Raw genomic sequence first — 20,778 nt, 5'->3', positions numbered from 1 at the left:
CCACGAAATAAAGAGGAATAAAGAATATGCAATCATTTGATGTGGTTATCGCCGGTGGTGGTATGGTTGGGTTAGCACTCGCTTGTGGGCTTGAGGGGGGTGGGCTACGTGTTGCAGTAATTGAGAATCATCCACCTAAGGTACCATTTAGTGCAGCAGAACCGCACGCATTAAGGGTATCAGCTATTAATGCGGCAAGTGAAAAGTTACTGTCCCATTTAGGTGTTTGGTCAACGATTAAAGGAATGCGAGCTTCTGCATATAATGGCATGGAAGTTTGGGATAACGACAGTTTTGGGCGTATTACTTTTACCGCTCAAGAGCGCAACTTAACGCATTTAGGGCATATTGTTGAAAATAATGTCGTACGTGATGCACTATGGCAAAAGGCGTCGCAGCTTCGCGATGTGACATTATTAGCACCCGCAACGATTAAAAAAGTAGTGTGGGGAGAAAATGATGTTTTTATTACGTTAGATGATGAAAACATGTTAACAGCACGGTTAATTGTGGGGGCTGACGGGGCAAATTCGTGGTTGCGTAGTCATGCGGATATTCCATTAACCTTTTGGGATTATGAACATACCGCGTTAGTTGCTACGGTCCGAACTGAAAAACCTCACGAAGGTGTTGCTCGCCAAGCTTTTGATGGTGAAGGTATTTTGGCGTTTTTACCATTAAGTGACCCGCATCTTTGCTCGATTGTCTGGTCTCAGCCTGCCACCGAAGCAGCAAGGCGCCAGTCTTTAGAACCTACTGATTTTAATAAAGAATTGGCAGTTGCATTTGATATTCGTCTTGGTCTTTGCCAAGTGGAAAGTGATCGATTAACTATTCCATTAACTGGACGCTATGCAAGGCAATTTGCGGCGCAACGTTTAGCGTTGTTAGGGGATGCGGCTCATACCATCCATCCATTAGCGGGCCAAGGGGTTAACCTTGGTTTTATGGATGTCGCTATGCTGATTGGTGAAATTAAACGTTTGCACCGTGAAGGCAAAGACTTTGGTCAATATTTATACTTGCGTGACTATGAGCGTAGCCGTAAGCACAGTGCAGCGTTGATGTTAGCTGGTATGCAAGGCTTCCGTGAATTATTCGATGGTAATAACCCTGCGAAGAAGTTGCTGCGTGATATTGGGCTAGTGCTAGCGGATAGCTTACCGGGGGTTAAACCTCAATTATTGAACCATGCGATGGGGCTGTTTGATATGCCTAAGTGGCTGGAACAACTCCAACAAGTAGAATCAAACGATTGAGCCATGTATGTTTAATTAGCTAAGGGCTATAATGAGCCCTTAGCTTAGTGATGGACAAGGATATTGCTTGCCCTTTCAGTACATTTGCCCTAACTAAGTTAACCGAACTGGGTGTCACCACGATTATAGATTAAATTAGGTAAGCTTACTGAGCCTTTATTTTGCAGTTTATTAAGGGCTTCCCAATCACCGTATACTTGCATACTATGATGAGGCGCTAGTATTTCCTTAATTGATAATTTATGTGGGAGATCTAGCAAGTTCAATTGATTATCTGCATTTTTGTAGTGAACCAGTGCCCGGATGTATTTATCACGGTCCACATCAGTGTACCCATCTACCAGTCGGCCATAAACCTCATCGGTACCCTCATTCTCTACAGTAAAGTAAGTGTTCCGCATGTCTTGAATATCGTCAGCTAATTCCTTTGCTTTTGATTTGATTTTTTTAATTAACTCTTTTGATTCTTTAATGGAATCTGAGTTTTTTAATTTATTAATTAATAAAAATAAAGGCTTTTCTTGTATTTCTGTTGGTAAGTGATTTGCGTTAAGCGCTGTCACAAATGAGTCTTGATGAGATTGCAGATGTTCTTTCGGGATCTCAGATTCCATATATCGGATGCTCTTGAAATTTATTGTATTACAATTTGAGTATTCATTGGTAATTGGCATATTAATCCTTTTGATATTCACACTATTTTCGTTATTTCATGAGTAATTATGCTGATTTTTTTATTATCAAATATCATTTTTCGATAAAACAAACCATATTTTTTATTTCTTCTTAGTGACTCAATTTAGTGAGTATGAATACCTAAAAACACGCAGCTATTTTTAACTATGACTGAAAAAAACTAATTACATTCATTTTTCGCATTAGTTTTATTTATATTGCTATGGTGGGTTTTATTTATCAAGGCATCATTCAAATTCTAGTTTTGGTGATATTTTGCACCATTAGACTCTAAATGTAAGGGTTTTGAGTGATCATTCTCAATTATTTAACAAAAATCGCTGGCAAAATCAGAGCGCAATCAGTAATACAGAGGAATGGTAGCCCTATTTTTTTTTATAGAATAGAACCGCAAACAGTGGTAGGTTTTTAAAAAGTTATCGTTTGCGTCGGGTTAAAATTATCACGTGATTTTGTTGCAGATGGGTAATTTTCACCACGCAATCACCCTGTCATATTAATAATGTAAAGAGGGTATTCATGGTAAAGCAAACAACACTATATGATGAACATATAGCCTGCGGTGCAAAAATGGTCGATTTTCATGGTTGGATGATGCCGTTGCATTATGGTTCACAGATCAATGAACATAATTTTGTCAGAACCGAAGCAGGGATGTTTGATGTTTCCCATATGACTATTGTTGATTTACACGGCGAAGGCTGTCGTGATTTTCTGCGTTATCTTCTCGCCAACGATATCAATAAACTTACAGAGCAAGGTAAAGCCTTATATACAGGCATGCTGAATGCTTCTGGTGGTGTTATTGATGACCTGATTGTGTATTACCTCGCTGATGACTTTTATCGTCTCGTCGTCAACTCAGCAACACGTGATAAAGACCTCGCTTGGATTGAGCAGCATGCTAAAGGCTATGCTGTTGAAATTCGTGTTCGCGATGATTTAGCACTATTGGCTGTTCAAGGGCCACAAGCGCCAGAAAAAGTTCATTCATTACTCAGTGCGGAACAAAACAGTGCTATTGAAGGAATGAAACCATTTTATGGTGTTCAAGCAGGGGATTTGTTCATCGCAACCACTGGGTATACTGGTGAAAAAGGTTATGAAATTGCCCTGCCTAAAGAGCAGGTCGTTGAATTTTGGCATAAACTGCTTAAGTCTGGAGTTCACCCTGCGGGCTTAGGGGCACGTGATACCTTACGCCTTGAAGCCGGTATGAACCTATATGGGCAAGATATGGATGAAAGCATTTCTCCCCTTGCCGCGAATATGGGCTGGACGATCGCTTGGAAACCTGAAGATCGCCAATTTATTGGCCGTGAAGCATTGGAAAAATTACGCGAACAAGGTACTGAAAAACTTGTCGGTATTGTGATGCGTGAAAAAGGTATACTGCGTGCGGGGCAAGTTGTCCGCTTTACTGATGAACTTGGGAAACTACAAGAAGGGGTGATAACCAGTGGCTCTTTCTCGCCAACCCTTGGCTTTAGTATTGCGTTAGCGCGTGTCCCGAACGGAATTCAAGGCAAAGCAATTGTTGAAATCAGACAAAGAGAGATGCCAGTTGAAGTCGTTAAACCGGGCTTTGTCCGTGAAGGAAAATGCTTAGTGTAATTTGGGCGAATCTAATTAATAAATTTAAAAATTGAGAGGCTAATGATGAGCAATACACCTAAAGAATTAATGTACACCCGTGAACATGAGTGGCTGCGCGATGAAGGTAATGGTGAGTTTACGGTTGGTATCACCGAACATGCACAAGAAACGTTAGGTGACATGGTGTTTGTTGATTTACCCGAAGTAGGTACTGTGGTAAGTGCAGGTGATGACGTTGCAGTCGTCGAGTCAGTTAAAGCGGCATCCGATATTTACGCTCCTCTGAGTGGCGAAATTGTGGCGGTTAATGGCGAACTGAATGATGCGCCAGAACTTGTGAACGAACAGCCATACCAAGAAGGTTGGATTTTCCGCATTAAAGCATCCGATACCGCAGAGCTGGCGGATTTAATTGATGCGGCGGGTTATACCTCTATGATCGAAGCCGAAGAATAAAATCCTAGTCATATTTCTTCTTGTGGCGGCGTTGGCTTCGCTCATTCGCCCTAGTCACATACTGATGTATGCTCCTAGGGTCTTATTCGTTTGCCGCCTAGCCACAAGATGAACTATTTATAGGATTTATTAATACGCTTGTTTTATGGGTGGATGCACTCAACAACTCGGGTCACATACTTGTGTATGTCCCCCAAGATTGTCTACGTTTGCCGCCTAGCCACAACGCAACCTATTTAGAATAAACACTTTTTAGTGATAGCCATAAGATGAGCTATTTAGAGGATTGATAAAATATAATTAGTAAGAAACAAGAAACAAGCAGCAATATCATTGATTTTAAGCGTTATCTCGCAAGTTCCGTAATAACCGCCCTACAACTTATGCATAGCAGACAAAGGATGGGAACACAGATATGTCGATGTCACTGAGTCAATTAGAAAACCGTTCAGAATTCATTTCGCGCCACATTGGTTCATCAGAACAACAATTAAAAACCATGTTAGACACCGTGGGTGCAACGTCATTAGATGCTTTGATGGACAAAATTGTCCCTAAAGCCATTTTGCTTGCAGAGCCACCAAGAGTGGGTGGGGGAGCAACTGAGCAAGAAGCCTTAGCTGAATTAAAAGCGATAGCGTCACTCAATAAGCGCTACAAAAGCTACATTGGTATGGGGTATGCGCCTGCAGTGCTTCCGCCGGTTATTTTGCGTAATTTATTAGAAAACCCGGGTTGGTATACCGCTTATACGCCATACCAACCGGAGGTGTCACAAGGTCGTTTAGAATCATTATTGAATTTTCAACAGGTAACTATCGACCTTACTGGTTTAGACCTTGCCTCTGCGTCGTTATTAGATGAAGCCACTGCTGCGGCTGAAGCTATGGCAATGGCAAAACGGATCAGCAAACTGAAAGATGCGGAACGCTTTTTTGTAGCAGATGATGTTCATCCGCAAACGCTAGATGTCGTTCGCACGCGTGCGGGTACTTTTGGTTTTGAAGTGATTGTGGATAGCGCAGAGAAAGCATTGGAACACGAAGGTGTTTTTGGTGTGTTACTTCAGCAGGTTGGCTCGACAGGTAATGTCCATGACTACAGCGCGCTCTTTGCTCAGCTAAAAGAGCGTAAAATTGTCAGCTGTGTTGCTGCAGATATGATGGCACTAGTATTACTGACCGCACCGGGTAAGCAAGGGGCGGATATTGTCTTCGGTTCAGCGCAACGTTTTGGTGTTCCCATGGGTTATGGTGGACCTCATGCGGCATTTTTTGCGTGTCGTGATGAATTTAAACGGGCAATGCCGGGACGTATTATCGGTGTGTCTCGTGATGCGGCAGGTAATACTGCACTACGTATGGCGATGCAAACCCGTGAGCAGCATATTCGCCGTGAAAAAGCGAACTCGAATATTTGTACATCCCAAGTGCTGTTAGCCAATATTGCAGCCATGTATGCGGTTTATCATGGACCAAAAGGGCTGAAAATAATTGCAGAGCGTATTCATCGCTTTAGCTCTATTTTTGCCAAGGCATTAGCAGATGCAGGTTTCGTATCACGCCATAAAACTTGGTTTGATACACTTTGCATTGAAGTCGCAGACAAAACAGCAGTGCTAGCGCGTGCTGAAAAAGCCAAAGTGAATTTACGCACTGACATTCGTGGTGCAGTCGGTGTGACTTTTAGTGAAATCACGACCCGCCAAGATTTAAATGAATTGTTTGCAGTGATCACCGGTGTCGAAACTAAGCTGGATTTTGAAAAACTAGATCAGTCAGTTTCCGCGACAGAACAAGCAATTCCAAACACGATGAGACGTGATGATGAAATTTTAGTACATCCCAACTTTCATCGTTACCACAGTGAAACCGAAATGATGCGCTACATGCATAGCTTAGAGCGCAAAGATTTAGCATTAAACCAAGCTATGATCCCACTCGGTTCTTGTACCATGAAGCTTAATGCGGCTGCGGAAATGATCCCAATTACCTGGCCTGAATTTGGCGAGCTACATCCGTTTTGTCCACCAGAGCAGGCGCAAGGTTATCATCAAATGATAGAACAGCTTTCTCATTGGTTAGTACAATTGACCGGTTATGATGCGGTTTGTATGCAACCTAACTCAGGGGCTCAAGGTGAATATGCAGGTTTATTAGCTATTCGTCGTTACCATGAAAGTCGCAATGAAGGGGAGAGAAATATTTGTTTGATCCCAGCTTCTGCTCACGGTACTAATCCAGCTTCTGCGCATATGGCAGGTATGGAAGTGGTGGTAGTGCGTTGTGATGATGAAGGTAATATTGATTTAGCTGATTTACGTGAAAAAGCCCAGCAACATAGCGAAGCTCTTTCTTGTGTGATGGTAACTTACCCATCAACCCACGGGGTATATGAAGAAAGTATTCGTGAAGTGTGTGAAATTATTCACCAATATGGCGGCCAAGTATACCTTGATGGTGCAAATATGAATGCTCAGGTTGGGTTAACAACTCCAGGCTTTATTGGTGCGGATGTTTCTCACCTAAATTTACATAAAACATTCTGTATTCCTCATGGCGGTGGTGGCCCAGGTATGGGGCCTATTGGTGTGAAAAAGCACTTAGCACCGTTCGTACCGGGGCACTCTGTGGTTGAGCAAGAAATGTTAACTGACCAAGGTGCGGTATCAGCCGCCCCGTTTGGTAGTGCATCAATTTTGCCAATTAGCTGGATGTATATTCGTATGATGGGCTCTTATGGCTTACGCAAAGCCAGCCAAGTTGCCATTTTAAATGCTAACTATATTGCTAAGCGTCTTTCTGGTCGTTATGACATTTTATATACAGGGCAAGAAGGCTATGTGGCTCATGAGTGTATTGTCGATTTACGTCCGATTAAAAAAGATACGGGTATCAGTGAACTGGATATTGCTAAGCGTTTGATTGATTATGGTTTCCATGCACCAACCATGTCTTTCCCTGTGGCGGGAACATTAATGATTGAGCCGACAGAGTCTGAAAGTATTACGGAAATTGATCGGTTCATTGATGCTATGTTAGCTATCCGTGATGAAATTGACCAAGTAGTGAAAGGCCAATGGACGTTAGAAGATAACCCATTAGTGAATTCGCCTCATGTGCAAACAGAGTTAGCAGGGGAGTGGACTCATAGTTATAGCCGTGAGCTTGCCGTATTCCCTACTGAACAAACGAAAGCGAATAAATATTGGCCTGCGGTAAAACGCCTTGATGATGTGTATGGGGACCGTCACCTACACTGTTCGTGCGTACCGATTGAAGATTATATGTAGGAATAAATCACACCTTTCATTAAATAGTGTGAATTAAATATGTTTTAGGCTTGATTTCGATAGTTTACTGAAATCAAGCCTTTATTTATGGATATTTCTAACCTAAATATTGTGAAATCCCCGTATAATTTTTACCTTGGTATAGCTTTTCCACTTCACCTGTTTCCATAACGACTTGGTAAACCCCCCCATTAAGGTCGGCGACATACATCAGTTTTGCTGGTTTATCATATGTCAGCCCAATCGCTTCTTTAAAACCACGGCTTATTACCTTGTAATGGCTTAATCCATCAGCAGTAATATTGGCACAATTTAAGCTATTACCATCGGGCTCAGCGCCTCTATCTGTCCAATATAAAATATGGGTCTCTTCATCAAGCAATAAATCAATAGGTTCGGGTAGGTCTTGAAGGAGCAATTGAATATCGTTTCGTTGATTGGCTGATTGTTGGGTTTTAGGCGTTAATGGCACCCTAAAGATACGACCTAAATTACCTTTAGGGGTTCCTTTTTGAGTCCAGTAGAGCCAATTATTTGCCACATCAACAGTAATGCCAACACATTGGTCTAAGATATCTACTTTATTGTGTTTATCTCGGGGTCTTGCTACATGGACGAATAAATTAGAACCATCGATATTACACGATGAAACCATACCTCCTTCACGGTCACACCAATATAATCGTTGATTCACTAAATCAAGATGTAATTGTTTTGGCGTTCTTATTTTTCCATTGCCTAATAGCATTTTTCTGCCAGTGCCATCAAAATTCATCACATTGATGGAGCCATCGTCAGCTTCATAATCATCCCCCATATTGCTCCAATAAATTAATCGATTAGCAGGGTCAATAGCAATGCCGTCAGGGGTTCCACCGAGTTCTTCGATAATTGGGATTGTTTGACGAGTTGATTTATTGAATTGAACTATAGCGGGTGAATGGACATCTAATAGTAAAAGGTAAGGATTTGAATATTCATTGAATTTTTGCATTTTAAACCTCACAGGCAAATGTTCAATGATAAAGATAGGAGTGATATTAATAATTAGCAAGTTATTAATATTGGTATTTCTATATAAGTCGAGATTAATAATTATTAAAAAATATAAAGTGGTTTATTATTTAAATTAAAATAATGAATTAGTGAAAGGTATATTTTACTATGGGCAATACATATTAGATTAGATGAGTGTAAAACGTTAAATGAAGCGGCTTTTCAGCCGCTTTGGGCGACAATTACAGCAACCAGCCTTTTTGCTGAGCTAGCTCCAATTGTAATTTAAGTTGTTGATAAAATTCAGGTAGGATCTGTTGAATATAATCACATTTACTGAGAACTTGTTCCAGACGAATGTGGTTTTCGACCCAGCTTTGCCCTTGATTGTGCAGGTTCATCAGCATTGGCATTGCTCGGTCAATGGCATTCGCATACACAGATTCCGGGGTTTCTAATGCATCATATTCATTCCATAAAGCTAGCAATGTTTCATTTTGCGGGCTAGGCAGTAAGTTAAAAATACGCTTAGCCGCTTTAACTTCTTCTTCATGAATAGCATTACGAGCGGCATTATCAAATACCAATACATCACCTGCGTCAATTTCAACAATGTCATGCACAAGGGCAAGTTTTATCGCATGTTCGATATTAACGCCTTGTACATAGGGTGCAAAACTCATGGCTGCAACCGCAAATTGCCAACTGTGTTCTGCTGTATTTTCTTGGCGTTCACGGTTCAATAACTTATTTTTACGATAAACACTTTTGAGTTTATCTAATTCCATCAAAAATTGGACGACTTCGGTAAAAGCCCCAAAATTAACCACCTCTACGGGCTCGCTACCTAATGCAGATGACATAAAAACTCCAATTAATTCTCTTCTAATGAATAAGGTAATGGTGCGATAGTTAGATGACTTTGCTCATCACCCATAACGCGGAAAACGCTATCGGTTTCCATATCGTTATTCATAATGACTTGTACATAGATTTCGCCACTACCTAAGCGAATTGCCGCTAGCACGGTTCCTGTACGGCGCCATTTATCACCAAGCTGCCATTCCACACCTTCACCAATAGCAGGAATGGTAGTGCCTGTGCCTTTTAAGGTATACATCGCACGTTTATTTGCACCGCGGAATTTTGCACGGGCAACCATTTCTTGACCGGTATAACAGCCTTTTTTAAAGCTAATACCATGAGGTAGGGCTTGTAAATTGGTTGCTTGAGGTAAATGTTGAGCACTGTTTTGTTGATCGATAACTGCAAACCCAGCTTCGATATCAAGGGCTAGCCATTGTTCATCATTGACCTGAATAGCACTCAAGGTTTGAGCCATTTTTTGTGCCGTTTCTTCGCTTGTGATCACCAGAAAACGCTCTGTGGGTAATGCAAAATGCAATATGGTAGAAGCGCCGTCAGTAACCACTTGGTTTTGGTCGTCTGGTAATGTAGTAAAGAGTGTTGCCAGCGCTTCTCTAGCGCCTTTACCTGCGACCCCGATTAATTTTAGGTCCGGTTTCTTTTCAAAAGTGACTTTCGAGAAAACAGCATATTTTTTCAGTTCAGCGAGCTGTGAATCGGCAACGCTAGTTCTTAATAGATAGGAATAGCCATCTAAGTGATGGAATAAGCGGAGGTCACTCCACATCTTACCTTTGGGATCACAGTGTGCTGTTAATGCGTGTGATTGTGTGAGTGTGGCAATATCCGCGGTCACTTGGCCTTGCAGATATTTTTCTGCATCGGCGCCGTGAAGGTGAATAAGTTCCCAGTTTTCCAGTGAAATCAAAACGAGTGGTAAAGACTGAGATCCGAGAGGAAATTGCTGTGTACTATCAATGTGGTTAGTCATGATTTCACCTATTGTTCTTTGATAGATAAGGGTGCCTAATGGTAAAATAGCTAGATAACATTGCAAGTAGTTATTATGATGAATCTGTATTATCTAATAGTTTTTCATCAGCTGTTTGTAGAAAAACGGTATTTTACTACTAAAATTACAACTATGTAGTCTATAACATGTTTTCTTGGCGGATAATCTGTTAGAGTATGGAAAATAATCAATCTAATCAGTTAACTGCAAAAAAGGCCGTAGTAGAATGGATATTGAGAATAAAGCACGAATTCATTGGGCATGCCGCCGTGGTATGCGTGAATTAGATATTTCAATCATGCCGTTTTTTGAGTATGAATATGATAACCTGACAACCCAAGATAAGCAGGTATTTGTTCGATTATTAGAATGTGCGGACCCTGACTTATTCAACTGGTTAATGAACCATGGCCGCCCAGATGATGACGAACTTTTTCGTATGATTAAACTGATTCAGGAAAAAAATAAAAATCGTGGTCCTGTGGAAATCTAATCTCTCCATCTCATGGAAAACTCAATTGTTCTCAACCTGTGTTCATGGGGTCATTGGGATGTTTTTGCTTCTGACTCCATGGTCTCCTGGTAACTCAATGATATGGCTGCCGCTACTAGTGGTTGTCGTTGCGAGTTGGGCAAAGAGTCAGAAAAATATCAGTAAAATAAAAGGGGTTGCTGTACTGGTTAATGGCAATAAGCTTCAGTGGAAGAAAAACGAGTGGCGAATACTGAAAGCACCTTGGCTTACTCGTTACGGTATATTGCTGACATTAGAAGCGTTACAAGGCAAACCGCAAAAGATCCATTTATGGGTAGCTAAAGACGCACTTTCGGAGGAAAATTGGCGTAATTTAAACCAGTTATTGCTGCAATACCCTGATATCTAGGCTACCAAGATCAACCGAATTGGTGGCCTAAATACCGCTAGGTGCCGCTCACTTTGGGTTATCGATGAGCAAGCAAACATCAGTTTGCATTATAATAGAGCTTCAATTTCCTGAAAAATCTGTACACACCATTGTGCGATGCGTTCATCGGTCTGTTCAAACTGGTGAACTTCATCTAATGCAAGCCCCACAAACATATCACCGGTTTCATTGAGTGGTTTAGGGCTATCAAAGGTATAGCCTTCGGTCGGCCAGAAGCCAACGAATTTAGCACCAGTTGGTTTTAGTTGATGGTAGAGCATGCCAAGGGCATCAAGAAACCACTCGCCATAATCTATTTGGTCACCAAGACCATACATCGCAATGATTTTATTTGCGAGGTTAAGATTGGGAAGCGCTTCCCAAATTTCAAGCCAATCTTCTTGTATTTCACCAAAATCCCACGTAGGTATTCCCAAAATAAGAACATCATACTGTTCCATTTCTGCCGGCGGTGTATCGTTAACGTTATGCAGTGTGACGAAATCATCGCCGAGAATATCACGTATTTTTTCTGCAACCATTTCGGTATAACAGGTACTAGAACCGTAAAAAAGACCTATTTTCATATATATTATTACTATGTCCAGCTATGGTTTTCATCACAAGAGATGTATTGTAACAGAAGCCGGCACATTCAGGCATAATAGAATCGTGTGGTATTATCGAAAGGAAGTAGATCTGTCGTGGAAACAAAACAACTTAATCCATTAATTGAACAATTTCTTGATACAATCTGGCTTGAACAAGATCTTGCTGAAAATACATTAGCTTCTTATCGTAATGATCTTCAATTATTAGATAAATGGCTTGATGCTCACCAGTTGCATTTAGAAAATGTTCAATCCATTGACTTACAATCTTTTTTTGCTGAACGCATTGATTGTGGATATAAAGCAACCAGTTCAGCACGTTTATTAAGTGCGATGCGTCGGTTATTTCAATATTTGTATCGGGAAAAAATTCGCCTGGATGACCCCTCCGCGGTCATTGCTGCACCCAAAATTCCGCAGCGTTTACCCAAAGATTTAAGTGAAAAACAAGTTGAAGATTTATTAAACGCCCCTGCTACCGAAGATGCTTTAGAGCTACGTGATAAAGCCATGTTAGAAGTGTTATATGCCTGTGGTTTGCGTGTATCTGAATTAATCGGTTTAACGTTCTCAGATATAAGTTTGCGGCAGGGAGTTATTCGTGTTGTCGGTAAAGGCGATAAAGAAAGATTGATTCCCTTGGGGGAAGAGGCAATATATTGGCTAGAGAAATACATTGATGAAGGTCGCCCTGATTTATTAAATGGCAAAACGAGCGATATTCTATTCCCAAGTAAACGTGGCACGAAAATGACTCGGCAAACGTTTTGGCACCGAATAAAATATTATGCCGTACTTGCTCATATTGACAGTGAGCTACTCTCACCGCATGTTCTAAGACACGCTTTTGCCACCCATTTACTCAACCATGGGGCCGATTTACGCGTGGTACAAATGTTGTTAGGTCATAGCGATCTATCAACCACACAAATTTATACTCATGTTGCGACTGAGCGGTTACGAGTATTGCATGAGCAGCATCATCCAAGGGGGTGATGCATGATTAAAGGACTATCTATGAAACGCAAATTGTTATTATTGGCTGCCGCATGTATTGCGTCGTTTACTTCCACAGTCTATGGGGCAACGGAAGAAAAAGTTATCCGTGATACATTGGAAAAATACAATATGGTTGTTGAGGTGATTAAACCTTCACCCATTGTTGGGCTGAATGTGGTTGAAACATCAACTGGCGTTGTATACATCACAGATGACGGCAAGTATTTATTGCAAGGGCCAATTTATGATATGAGCGGTAAAAACCCGGTTAATATCAGTAACCAGCCGTTATTGAAAAAAGTAGAGGCGCTAAAAGATGAAATGATTATCTTTAAAGCTCCCCAAGAAAAGTATGTTGTGACCGTTTTTACCGATATTAGCTGTGGTTATTGTAAGAAATTACATGAGTCTGTTGATGAATTAAACCGCCAAGGTGTCACAGTGCGTTATCTGGCTTATCCACGCCAAGGCGCAGATAGTGACGTAGGGAAAAAAATGGCGTCTATCTGGTGTAATGGCCTACAACAAAAGGCATTAACTCAAGCGTTTAAAGGTGAGAACGTTGCGATCATTGATGACTGCAAAATTGATCTAAGTAAGCATATGAGTGTGGGTAATTTATTCAAAGTGACGGGAACCCCAGCAATCATCCTACCTGATGGGCAAATGCTACCTGGTTATATGAAACCGGATGCCCTTGTTCAATTACTCAACCAAAAATAGTTAATTATTGTGAATGTAGAAACGCTCTTACAACAAAGACAGCAACAAAGCTCTGCGGCTCAACTTCCTGGCTTGCCTGAACTTTTACAACGGATTTACCAACACCGAGGCATCACGGACATAACTCAGTTAGAGCGTAAAGCGGCTAATTTATTGGATTATCGGTCATTATCGGGTGTTGATAAGGCATTACCACTACTTTATCGCGCACTAATTGAGCATGAAGCTATTACTATTGTTGGTGATTTTGATGCCGACGGAGCAACAAGTACGGCATTAGCTATTCGAGCTTTAAAATCAATGGGATATAGAAATATCAACTATATCGTTCCGAACCGTTTTGAAAATGGCTATGGTTTAACGCCATTGGTTGTTGAAGAAGCCCGTAAACGTGGAACAAATCTCATTATAACGGTTGATAATGGCATTTCATCTCATGAAGGGGTTGGTGCCGCTAATCATTATGGAATGAATGTAATTATTACCGACCACCATCTGCCGGGGGGAACGTTGCCTGCTGCGGATGCGATAATCAACCCGAACTTAAATGAATGTTGCTTTGCATCTAAATCATTAGCGGGGGTAGGTGTCACATTTTATTTAATGTCAGCCTTACGTGCGTATTTACGTCAGCAAGGATGGTTTGCGAAACAAGGGCTTGCAGAGCCTAATTTAGCCGAATACCTTGATTTGGTTGCATTGGGAACCGTTGCCGATGTGGTGCCTCTTGATACCAATAACCGTATTTTAGTTCACCAAGGGCTAAATCGTGTTAGAGCAGGGCGTTGTTGCGCGGGAATTAAAGCCCTCGTTGAGGTTTCCAACCGCGATTTATCTAGGTTAGTGGCAAATGATTTTGGTTTTGCTCTTGGTCCTAGATTAAACGCGGCAGGTCGATTAGATGATATGTCAGTGAGTATTGAATTATTACTGACAGACGATATGGCATATGCAAGGGAACTGGCGAATGAGTTAGATGGGTTAAATCAAACTCGTCGTGAGATTGAAGCGGGTATGCAACAAGAAGCACTCGTGCTTTTTAATCAATTCGAATACGGTGAAAACCAGTTACCGAATGGCTTAGCCATATATCATCCTGAATGGCATCAAGGTGTTGTCGGTATACTCGCTTCAAGGATCAAAGAACAATATCATCGTCCGGTTATCGCATTTGCCCCTGCTGGTGATGGTTTATTAAAAGGTTCTGGCCGCTCTATTCAAGGTGTTCATATGCGGGATGCACTAGAACGATTAAATACGTTACAACCCGGTATCATGCAAAAATTTGGTGGGCATGCAATGGCTGCAGGTTTAACTTTACATGTTGATCAATTTGACGCCTTTAAACATCATTTCGAATTATTGATGGGTGAATTAGTTCAACCTGAGCAATTAGCTGGGGTGATCTGGAGTGATGGTGAACTTTCTCGCCATGAGTTTTGTTTAGAAACGGCTGAACTTATTCGAGAAAGTGGCCCGTGGGGGCAAGCATTTCCAGAACCTATTTTTGATGGCGAGTTTCAATTATTGCAGCAAAGGCTTGTTGGTGAACGTCATCTGAAACTGATGCTAGAGCCTGTGAATGGTGGGCCAATGTTAGATGCAATCATGTTTAATATTGATGTCCGTAGATGGCCAGACAACAGTATCAAAAAAGCTAAAATAGCCTTTAAATTAGACGTAAACGAATATCGTGGCCAAAGAAACGTACAATTAATGATTGAGCATATTTGGCCGGATTAAGCTGGTAATAAACCAGAAGAATAACCAGTAAATAGCGTTTGATGGCGCTATAAACATGAGATAAATTCCGCTATACTAAGCGGTTTGTGAATAAAAAATTATTTTTGACTAACCATAAGATATTGAAAAATGACGTTTGAAATAAACCCAGTAAAAAGTAAGATTCAGGACCTGTCTGAACGGACAGTGGTTCTGAGGGGGTATCTTTGACTATGATGCCAAGAAAGAACGCTTAGAAGAAGTCAACGCTGAGCTTGAACAGCCAGATGTCTGGAATGAACCCGAGAGAGCACAAGCCCTTGGTAAAGAACGCTCATCGCTTGAGGCAATTGTTGAAACGATTGACCAGATGATGCAAGGCCTTGAAGATGTTGAAGGTTTATTAGAGCTAGCGGTTGAAGCTGATGATGAAGACACATTCAATGAAGCAGAAGCTGAATTAGAGCAATTACAAGGCAAGTTAGAGCAACTTGAATTTCGTCGTATGTTCTCAGGCGAATACGATAGCGCAGACTGCTACATTGACTTACAAGCGGGTTCTGGCGGTACTGAGGCTCAAGATTGGGCAAGTATGTTATTACGCATGTACTTGCGTTGGGCCGAGTCAAAGGGCTTTAAAACTGAAATTATCGAAGAGTCTGATGGTGATGTTGCCGGGCTAAAATCGGCAACGGTCAAAATTATTGGTGACTATGCCTACGGATGGTTAAGAACGGAAACGGGTGTTCACCGTTTGGTTCGTAAGAGCCCGTTTGACTCGGGTGGGCGTCGCCATACTTCTTTTAGTTCTGCGTTTATTTATCCTGAAGTTGATGATGATATTGATATCGAAATCAATCCAGCAGATTTGCGTATCGATGTGTACCGTGCATCTGGTGCTGGTGGGCAGCACGTAAACAAAACGGAATCAGCGGTACGTATCACACATATTCCAACCAATATTGTGACGCAATGCCAGAATGACCGTTCGCAGCATAAAAATAAAGACCAAGCTATGCGCCAGTTAAAAGCGAAGCTATACGAACTGGAAATGCAAAAGAAAAATGCAGATAAGCAAGCGATGGAAGAGAACAAGTCTGATATTGGCTGGGGAAGCCAGATTCGTTCTTATGTCCTTGATGATGCAAGAATTAAAGATTTACGTACTGGTGTGGAAACGCGTAACACGCAAGCCGTACTGGATGGTGATTTGGATAAATTCATTGAAGCTAGTTTAAAAGCTGGCCTGTGAGGGAAAAATGTCTCAGGAACAACAAGGTGTTGAACAAGCACCTGATTTGAATAACGAACTTAAAGCCCGTAAAGAAAAATTAGCGGCACTGCGTGAAAAGGGTATTCCATTTCCAAATGATTTTCGTCGTGAAGATATTTCCGACAAAATTCATGCTCAATATGATGATAAAACATCCGAAGAGCTTGAAGACTTAAATATCGAAGTATCGATTGCTGGCCGTATGATGACGCGTCGTATCATGGGTAAAGCGTCATTTGCCACGTTACAGGACGTTGGCGGACGCATTCAAATTTATGTGTCGCGTGATGACTTGGCAGAAGGCATCTATAACGAACAGTTTAAAAAATGGGACTTAGGCGATATCTTAGGTGCTAAAGGCCGTTTGTTTAAAACCAAAACTGGCGAGTTAACTGTTCATTGTCATGAAGTTCGTTTATTAACCAAAGCGTTGCGTCCATTACCTGACAAATTCCACGGTCTATCAGACCAAGAAACACGTTACCGTCAGCGTTACCTTGATTTAATTGCGAATGATGAATCTCGTCATACTTTTATTGTTCGCTCGAAGATCCTCGCTGAAGTACGTAACTTTATGGTTAGCTACGGTTTTATGGAAGTGGAAACACCGATGATGCAAGTCATTCCAGGTGGTGCTTCTGCACGTCCATTTGTGACTCACCATAATGCATTAGATATCGATATGTATTTGCGTATTGCGCCTGAATTATACCTCAAGCGCTTAGTTGTGGGTGGTTTTGAACGAGTATTTGAAATTAACCGTAACTTCCGTAATGAAGGGCTATCTCCACGTCATAACCCAGAGTTCACTATGATGGAACTCTATATGGCTTATGCGGATTACCGTGACTTAATCGCGTTGACAGAAGATTTATTCCGTACACTGACACAAAAAGTATTAGGTAATACCGTAGTTCAGTATGGCGAGCAAGAGTTTGATTTTGGTAAACCTTTTGCCAAACTCACCATGAAAGAAGCGATTTGCAAATATCACCCAGAAACCAATGTTGCTGATTTGGATGATATGGATAAAGCGGTGGCGATTGCTCAGTCTATCGGTATTAAGATTGAAAAGAGCTGGGGCTTAGGCCGTATTCAGTGTGAAATTTTTGAAGAAGTTGCAGAAAGCCACTTGATTCAGCCAACATTTATTACTGAGTATCCAGCTGAAGTTTCACCATTAGCACGCCGTAACGATGACAACCCATTCATTACTGACCGTTTTGAATTCTTCATTGGTGGCCGTGAAATTGGTAACGGCTTCTCGGAATTAAATGATGCAGAAGACCAAGCTGAGCGTTTTGCTGAGCAAGTTCGTCAAAAAGACGAAGGTGATGATGAGGCAATGTTCTATGATGAAGACTATATTACTGCATTAGAACATGGTTTACCGCCAACGGCCGGTTTAGGTATTGGTATTGACCGTATGGTGATGTTATTCACTAATAGCCATACTATTCGTGATGTTATTTTATTCCCTGCTTTACGTCCTAGCAAAGCTTAAATGCATTATGCCCGGTTAATTCCGGGCATATATTTATAAGCTATCAATATTACTCTTCACATGTTTTATTCAAGTGGTCATTTTAGTTAAAAAATAAAACACCATTTACTAGACGTTAAATGAGTAACGTAAAATGAAATCACTGAAAAGTTTTTTTTTAGTGATTATGACTATGTAATCACTATGTTTTAATTAAAAATAAATTTGAGTTACGAATCGTATCAATTTAATATAAGTAATTCTGACAGATAACTGCTATGCTTTATTACGTAGTTGAATGTCTATAAATACGTTTTTTGATAAAAAATTGATTCTATTTATAATTTTTAATTACTGTTAACCTGTAGAATTGAATTAAGCAGGTTACCCATATTTGGTGTGATGGCGATTATTTTCATGTCATAGGCTTAAATGTGTCAGCAGCTTGATAAATGAAATAAGATTTTTTGTTAGCTAGCATTTTATTTGTTAACAATTGTTTCAGATGACAGAACTAAAATAAGAGTTTACTTGAAAGGTATTGAATTGCTAGTAAGGTTTACCAAGTAACCTAATCGTTATCTGACATAAAATAATAAAAAATTCCGAAAAAGGTGTTAATTTACTCCTTTATTGGACGACTAGTGAGAATTAGCTCATAAAATTAATGAAAATATAGCAATAAAATAATTTTAAAACTAAAGTTAAGTTAATCATAAATTTATGAGATGACTCTATTTCTACGTTCGGACTTATAGAAAATAGCTAATTTTTAGCTTACACTAGGTTTTTTGGACATCATTATAATAGCGAAGAAAAGTGCTGGTAAGGTAACCATATGTTTTTAAAAAATAAATTTCATGTTGCATCTTTGCTTATAGCAGGTACAGCTCTTCTTTCAGGTTGTACATTTGGCTCAGACACATACAATACAGCAACACCGAATACCCCAAGTAAACAGACAGTCAATGCAAGTACCGCTCAGCCAGTAACACAACCAACTGCGGATACGAATTCAGGCCAGACTGATAACACATACCCTGAATCTCAAAAAGTTTTAAATAGTGCCATTAGTCGTACACCAATAGCATCAACAAGCTATGGTGAAAATGGTGCTGATCAGCAATCATTTGCCCATTTAAATACGTGTGTTAAAGAATTAAACGCGCTCAAAACACTCTCACCTAAAGATTACAATCGCTTAGTAGGTTCATTTAAAGAAGTTAGCGAAATCAACCGTCTATATCGACAAGTTGAAAGTACTGCTAGCCCAGACACAATTGAATTATTACAAATGGCGATCGAATCCAAAACTAAAGTGTTGTGCGCAAAAGTTCGTTATAACTCAGTATTGTCTACCGAATCAACATTGAAGAAAATTAGTGGATTATGAGAATAAACCTTAGGCTTTGTGTGTCACTGGCACTTGTTACGACTTTTTTTAGTCATGCTCCAAAAGCAGAGCGCTTTAACAATATAATTGATGATTTTGATACTTACCTTCAAATGGAAAAAGAAGGCAAAGTGCAAGAACAAAAGCAGCAATTGCCAGTTAATACACAAAACCAAGGTTATGATATCTTTTCTTCGCTATCTACTGTTCCTGCGCCAAAAGAGAAACAAAAATCTGCGGCAGCTAAAGCTAATAAAGGAACTAAAAGTAAAGCAACAGGGAAGAATAAATCTGCGGCTACATCAACAAAGAAAACAGATGTAGTGAAAGCAGATCCTACTGAGCCAGAAAAAACGACGTTTCCTGAGGTGTGTGCGGTGACGACAGAAAATGGCGTAGCCCCTATTTTATTGTCGTCTTACCCTTATTTTTTTCAAAGCAATCAATGGGATCCTGCTTATCTAGCAAAAGATTTCGCAAAGTATCAATTAGTTCTTGACCCTCTCGGCTTATATGCGTCTAAATTTGCTAAGCCAACTGGTATTAATGCCTCTGCTTATCTTGAGCAGTTAGCGCAATTAATTGAACGTCAGCAATTAACTCATTTATATAAGTTTGGTATTGCTCAAGGAGTAGGCCAACTTATTGCCTATAATCATTTACTCAATGATGAACAACTTGTTTCTGAACTCATTAATCATAATAAGAGTATTGCGCAATTAACGCATACAATTACCGAAAAGCAATTTGAGATTGATAAATTAAATGATGAGGTTCTGAAGAATAAAGAGCAAATAGCTCAATTACAGACGATTGTAGATTCATCAGATGACCAGTCTTTAGTTGACACATTAAAGGCTAAATTGGCGGATGCACAAAAAACAATTGAGCAAAAGCAAAATAGCCTTGAGCAATTGAGCCAAGAAAATCAACAAACTCAAGAAACCATTGCTCAGCTTGAAAAGCAATTAAATGAAAGTGTTGTTGAACAAGCCCAACTTAAACAGCAATTAGCAGAAAAAGAACAGCAATTTGCCTCAGCGAATTTGAAAATTGAGCAACTGACAGCTGATATTGCAAAATTAGAGTCAGAGGCTAAAAATCAACTACAACTTGTTGGTAACACTGATGAACAGATAAAATCAGTGACAGCTGAGCTTTTACAGCAAAAAGAGTTGTTAAAACAAAAAGAAAATGAACTAGCAACGGCTAAAAGTGAAAAAGATGGCGTTCAATCTTCTTTAGTTGCTCAGCAAGAAAAAAGTAAATCACTCGAGTCTCAAAACCAGCAATTACAAGCCCAGTTGGTTGAAAAAGAACAATTAGCAGAAAAAATTCAAGCTTCCCTGGCAGAAAAAACTGAACAAGCAGAACAAAAAGTTGCATTAGAAAATGCATTAAAAGCGGCTCAGGAGCAGCTTAATTCATATCAAAGCACGCAGAATACGTTAGCAAAACAGTTGGCTCAAAGTGAAAAACAACAGGAAGACTTGCA

The 20,778-nt window shown here is 40.3% G+C and carries 18 protein-coding genes; 13 read left to right on the top strand and 5 right to left on the bottom strand.

Annotated features, from left to right (window positions below; all coding sequences use genetic code 11):
* Positions 1 to 26 precede the first annotated feature (26 nt).
* On the top strand, positions 27 to 1,259 hold the full coding sequence (gene ubiI / locus PR767_RS05095) for an FAD-dependent 2-octaprenylphenol hydroxylase (RefSeq protein WP_272519972.1): 1,233 nt from the start codon (positions 27 to 29) through the stop codon (positions 1,257 to 1,259).
* 98 nt (positions 1,260 to 1,357) lie between these two features.
* Here the strand turns inward: ubiI and PR767_RS05090 are convergent, their stop codons facing one another.
* Positions 1,358 to 1,873, bottom strand: coding sequence for an NleF caspase inhibitor (locus PR767_RS05090; protein ID WP_272519971.1), 516 nt, complete (start codon positions 1,871 to 1,873; stop codon positions 1,358 to 1,360).
* Positions 1,874 to 2,474: 601 nt separating this feature from the next.
* Here PR767_RS05090 and gcvT point away from each other — a divergent pair.
* The 3 genes from gcvT (at position 2,475) to gcvP (ending at position 7,299) form a co-directional block, all read left to right on the top strand.
* On the top strand, positions 2,475 to 3,569 hold the full coding sequence (gene gcvT, locus PR767_RS05085; protein ID WP_004913055.1) for a glycine cleavage system aminomethyltransferase GcvT: 1,095 nt from the start codon (positions 2,475 to 2,477) through the stop codon (positions 3,567 to 3,569).
* Positions 3,570 to 3,614: 45 nt separating this feature from the next.
* Positions 3,615 to 4,007: a glycine cleavage system protein GcvH gene (gcvH, locus tag PR767_RS05080; protein ID WP_109912918.1), complete on the top strand. Its 393-nt coding sequence runs from the start codon at positions 3,615 to 3,617 to the stop codon at positions 4,005 to 4,007.
* A 415-nt stretch (positions 4,008 to 4,422) separates the two neighbouring features.
* Positions 4,423 to 7,299, top strand: coding sequence for an aminomethyl-transferring glycine dehydrogenase (gene gcvP, locus PR767_RS05075; RefSeq protein WP_272519970.1), 2,877 nt, complete (start codon positions 4,423 to 4,425; stop codon positions 7,297 to 7,299).
* A 97-nt stretch (positions 7,300 to 7,396) separates the two neighbouring features.
* Here gcvP and PR767_RS05070 read toward each other — a convergent pair whose 3' ends face one another.
* The 3 genes from PR767_RS05070 to ygfZ all read right to left on the bottom strand — a co-directional run bounded on the left by PR767_RS05070 (position 7,397) and on the right by ygfZ (position 10,153).
* Positions 7,397 to 8,293 (bottom strand): YncE family protein, encoded by an 897-nt coding sequence (locus tag PR767_RS05070; RefSeq protein WP_164528562.1) that lies wholly within the window; start codon positions 8,291 to 8,293, stop codon positions 7,397 to 7,399.
* 244 nt (positions 8,294 to 8,537) lie between these two features.
* Complete coding sequence (locus PR767_RS05065; protein WP_272519969.1) at positions 8,538 to 9,158, bottom strand: HD domain-containing protein; 621 nt, start codon at positions 9,156 to 9,158, stop codon at positions 8,538 to 8,540.
* A gap of 11 nt (positions 9,159 to 9,169) precedes the next feature.
* A complete protein-coding gene (gene ygfZ, locus PR767_RS05060; RefSeq protein WP_272519968.1) occupies positions 9,170 to 10,153 on the bottom strand; it encodes a tRNA-modifying protein YgfZ in 984 nt (327 codons plus the stop codon).
* 247 nt (positions 10,154 to 10,400) lie between these two features.
* Between ygfZ and sdhE the strand changes: the two genes are divergently transcribed.
* Both sdhE and PR767_RS05050 read left to right on the top strand, forming a co-directional pair.
* Positions 10,401 to 10,667, top strand: coding sequence for an FAD assembly factor SdhE (gene sdhE / locus PR767_RS05055; protein ID WP_004913039.1), 267 nt, complete (start codon positions 10,401 to 10,403; stop codon positions 10,665 to 10,667).
* Positions 10,648 to 11,058: a protein YgfX gene (locus PR767_RS05050; RefSeq protein ID WP_042851636.1), complete on the top strand. Its 411-nt coding sequence runs from the start codon at positions 10,648 to 10,650 to the stop codon at positions 11,056 to 11,058. Before sdhE ends, PR767_RS05050 begins: the two co-directional genes overlap by 20 nt.
* Positions 11,059 to 11,147: 89 nt before the next feature.
* Here the strand turns inward: PR767_RS05050 and fldB are convergent, their stop codons facing one another.
* Positions 11,148 to 11,666, bottom strand: coding sequence for a flavodoxin FldB (fldB, locus tag PR767_RS05045; RefSeq protein WP_004913034.1), 519 nt, complete (start codon positions 11,664 to 11,666; stop codon positions 11,148 to 11,150).
* 117 nt (positions 11,667 to 11,783) lie between these two features.
* On the opposite strand from fldB, the gene xerD reads away from it, so the two are divergent.
* The 7 genes from xerD to PR767_RS05010 all read left to right on the top strand — a co-directional run.
* Positions 11,784 to 12,686, top strand: coding sequence for a site-specific tyrosine recombinase XerD (xerD, locus tag PR767_RS05040; RefSeq protein ID WP_109912915.1), 903 nt, complete (start codon positions 11,784 to 11,786; stop codon positions 12,684 to 12,686).
* Between the two features lie 21 nt (positions 12,687 to 12,707).
* Positions 12,708 to 13,412, top strand: coding sequence for a bifunctional protein-disulfide isomerase/oxidoreductase DsbC (dsbC, locus tag PR767_RS05035; protein ID WP_272519967.1), 705 nt, complete (start codon positions 12,708 to 12,710; stop codon positions 13,410 to 13,412).
* A 9-nt stretch (positions 13,413 to 13,421) separates the two neighbouring features.
* Positions 13,422 to 15,155 carry a single-stranded-DNA-specific exonuclease RecJ gene (gene recJ / locus PR767_RS05030; RefSeq protein WP_198641449.1) on the top strand — a complete coding sequence of 578 codons (1,734 nt, stop codon included), beginning with the start codon at positions 13,422 to 13,424 and terminating at the stop codon, positions 15,153 to 15,155.
* Between the two features lie 129 nt (positions 15,156 to 15,284).
* A protein-coding gene (prfB, locus tag PR767_RS05025; protein WP_109912913.1) for a peptide chain release factor 2 occupies positions 15,285 to 16,386 on the top strand; the annotation gives its coding sequence in 2 pieces (ribosomal slippage) (positions 15,285 to 15,362 and positions 15,364 to 16,386; 1,101 coding nt in all).
* A 7-nt stretch (positions 16,387 to 16,393) separates the two neighbouring features.
* The gene (gene lysS / locus PR767_RS05020; RefSeq protein ID WP_272519966.1) at positions 16,394 to 17,911 is read left to right on the top strand and encodes a lysine--tRNA ligase; all 1,518 of its coding nucleotides are present in this window, start codon (positions 16,394 to 16,396) and stop codon (positions 17,909 to 17,911) included.
* Positions 17,912 to 18,728: 817 nt separating this feature from the next.
* Positions 18,729 to 19,283, top strand: coding sequence for a hypothetical protein (locus PR767_RS05015; protein WP_109912911.1), 555 nt, complete (start codon positions 18,729 to 18,731; stop codon positions 19,281 to 19,283).
* 20 nt (positions 19,284 to 19,303) lie between these two features.
* On the top strand, positions 19,304 to 20,778 hold a 1,475-nt coding region (locus tag PR767_RS05010), incomplete at its 3' end, for a hypothetical protein (RefSeq protein ID WP_272519965.1).

This window comes from Providencia sp. PROV223, from assembly GCF_028479245.1.
GTDB lineage: Bacteria > Pseudomonadota > Gammaproteobacteria > Enterobacterales > Enterobacteriaceae > Providencia > Providencia rettgeri.
This window is presented reverse-complemented; position numbering and strand designations above follow the sequence as displayed.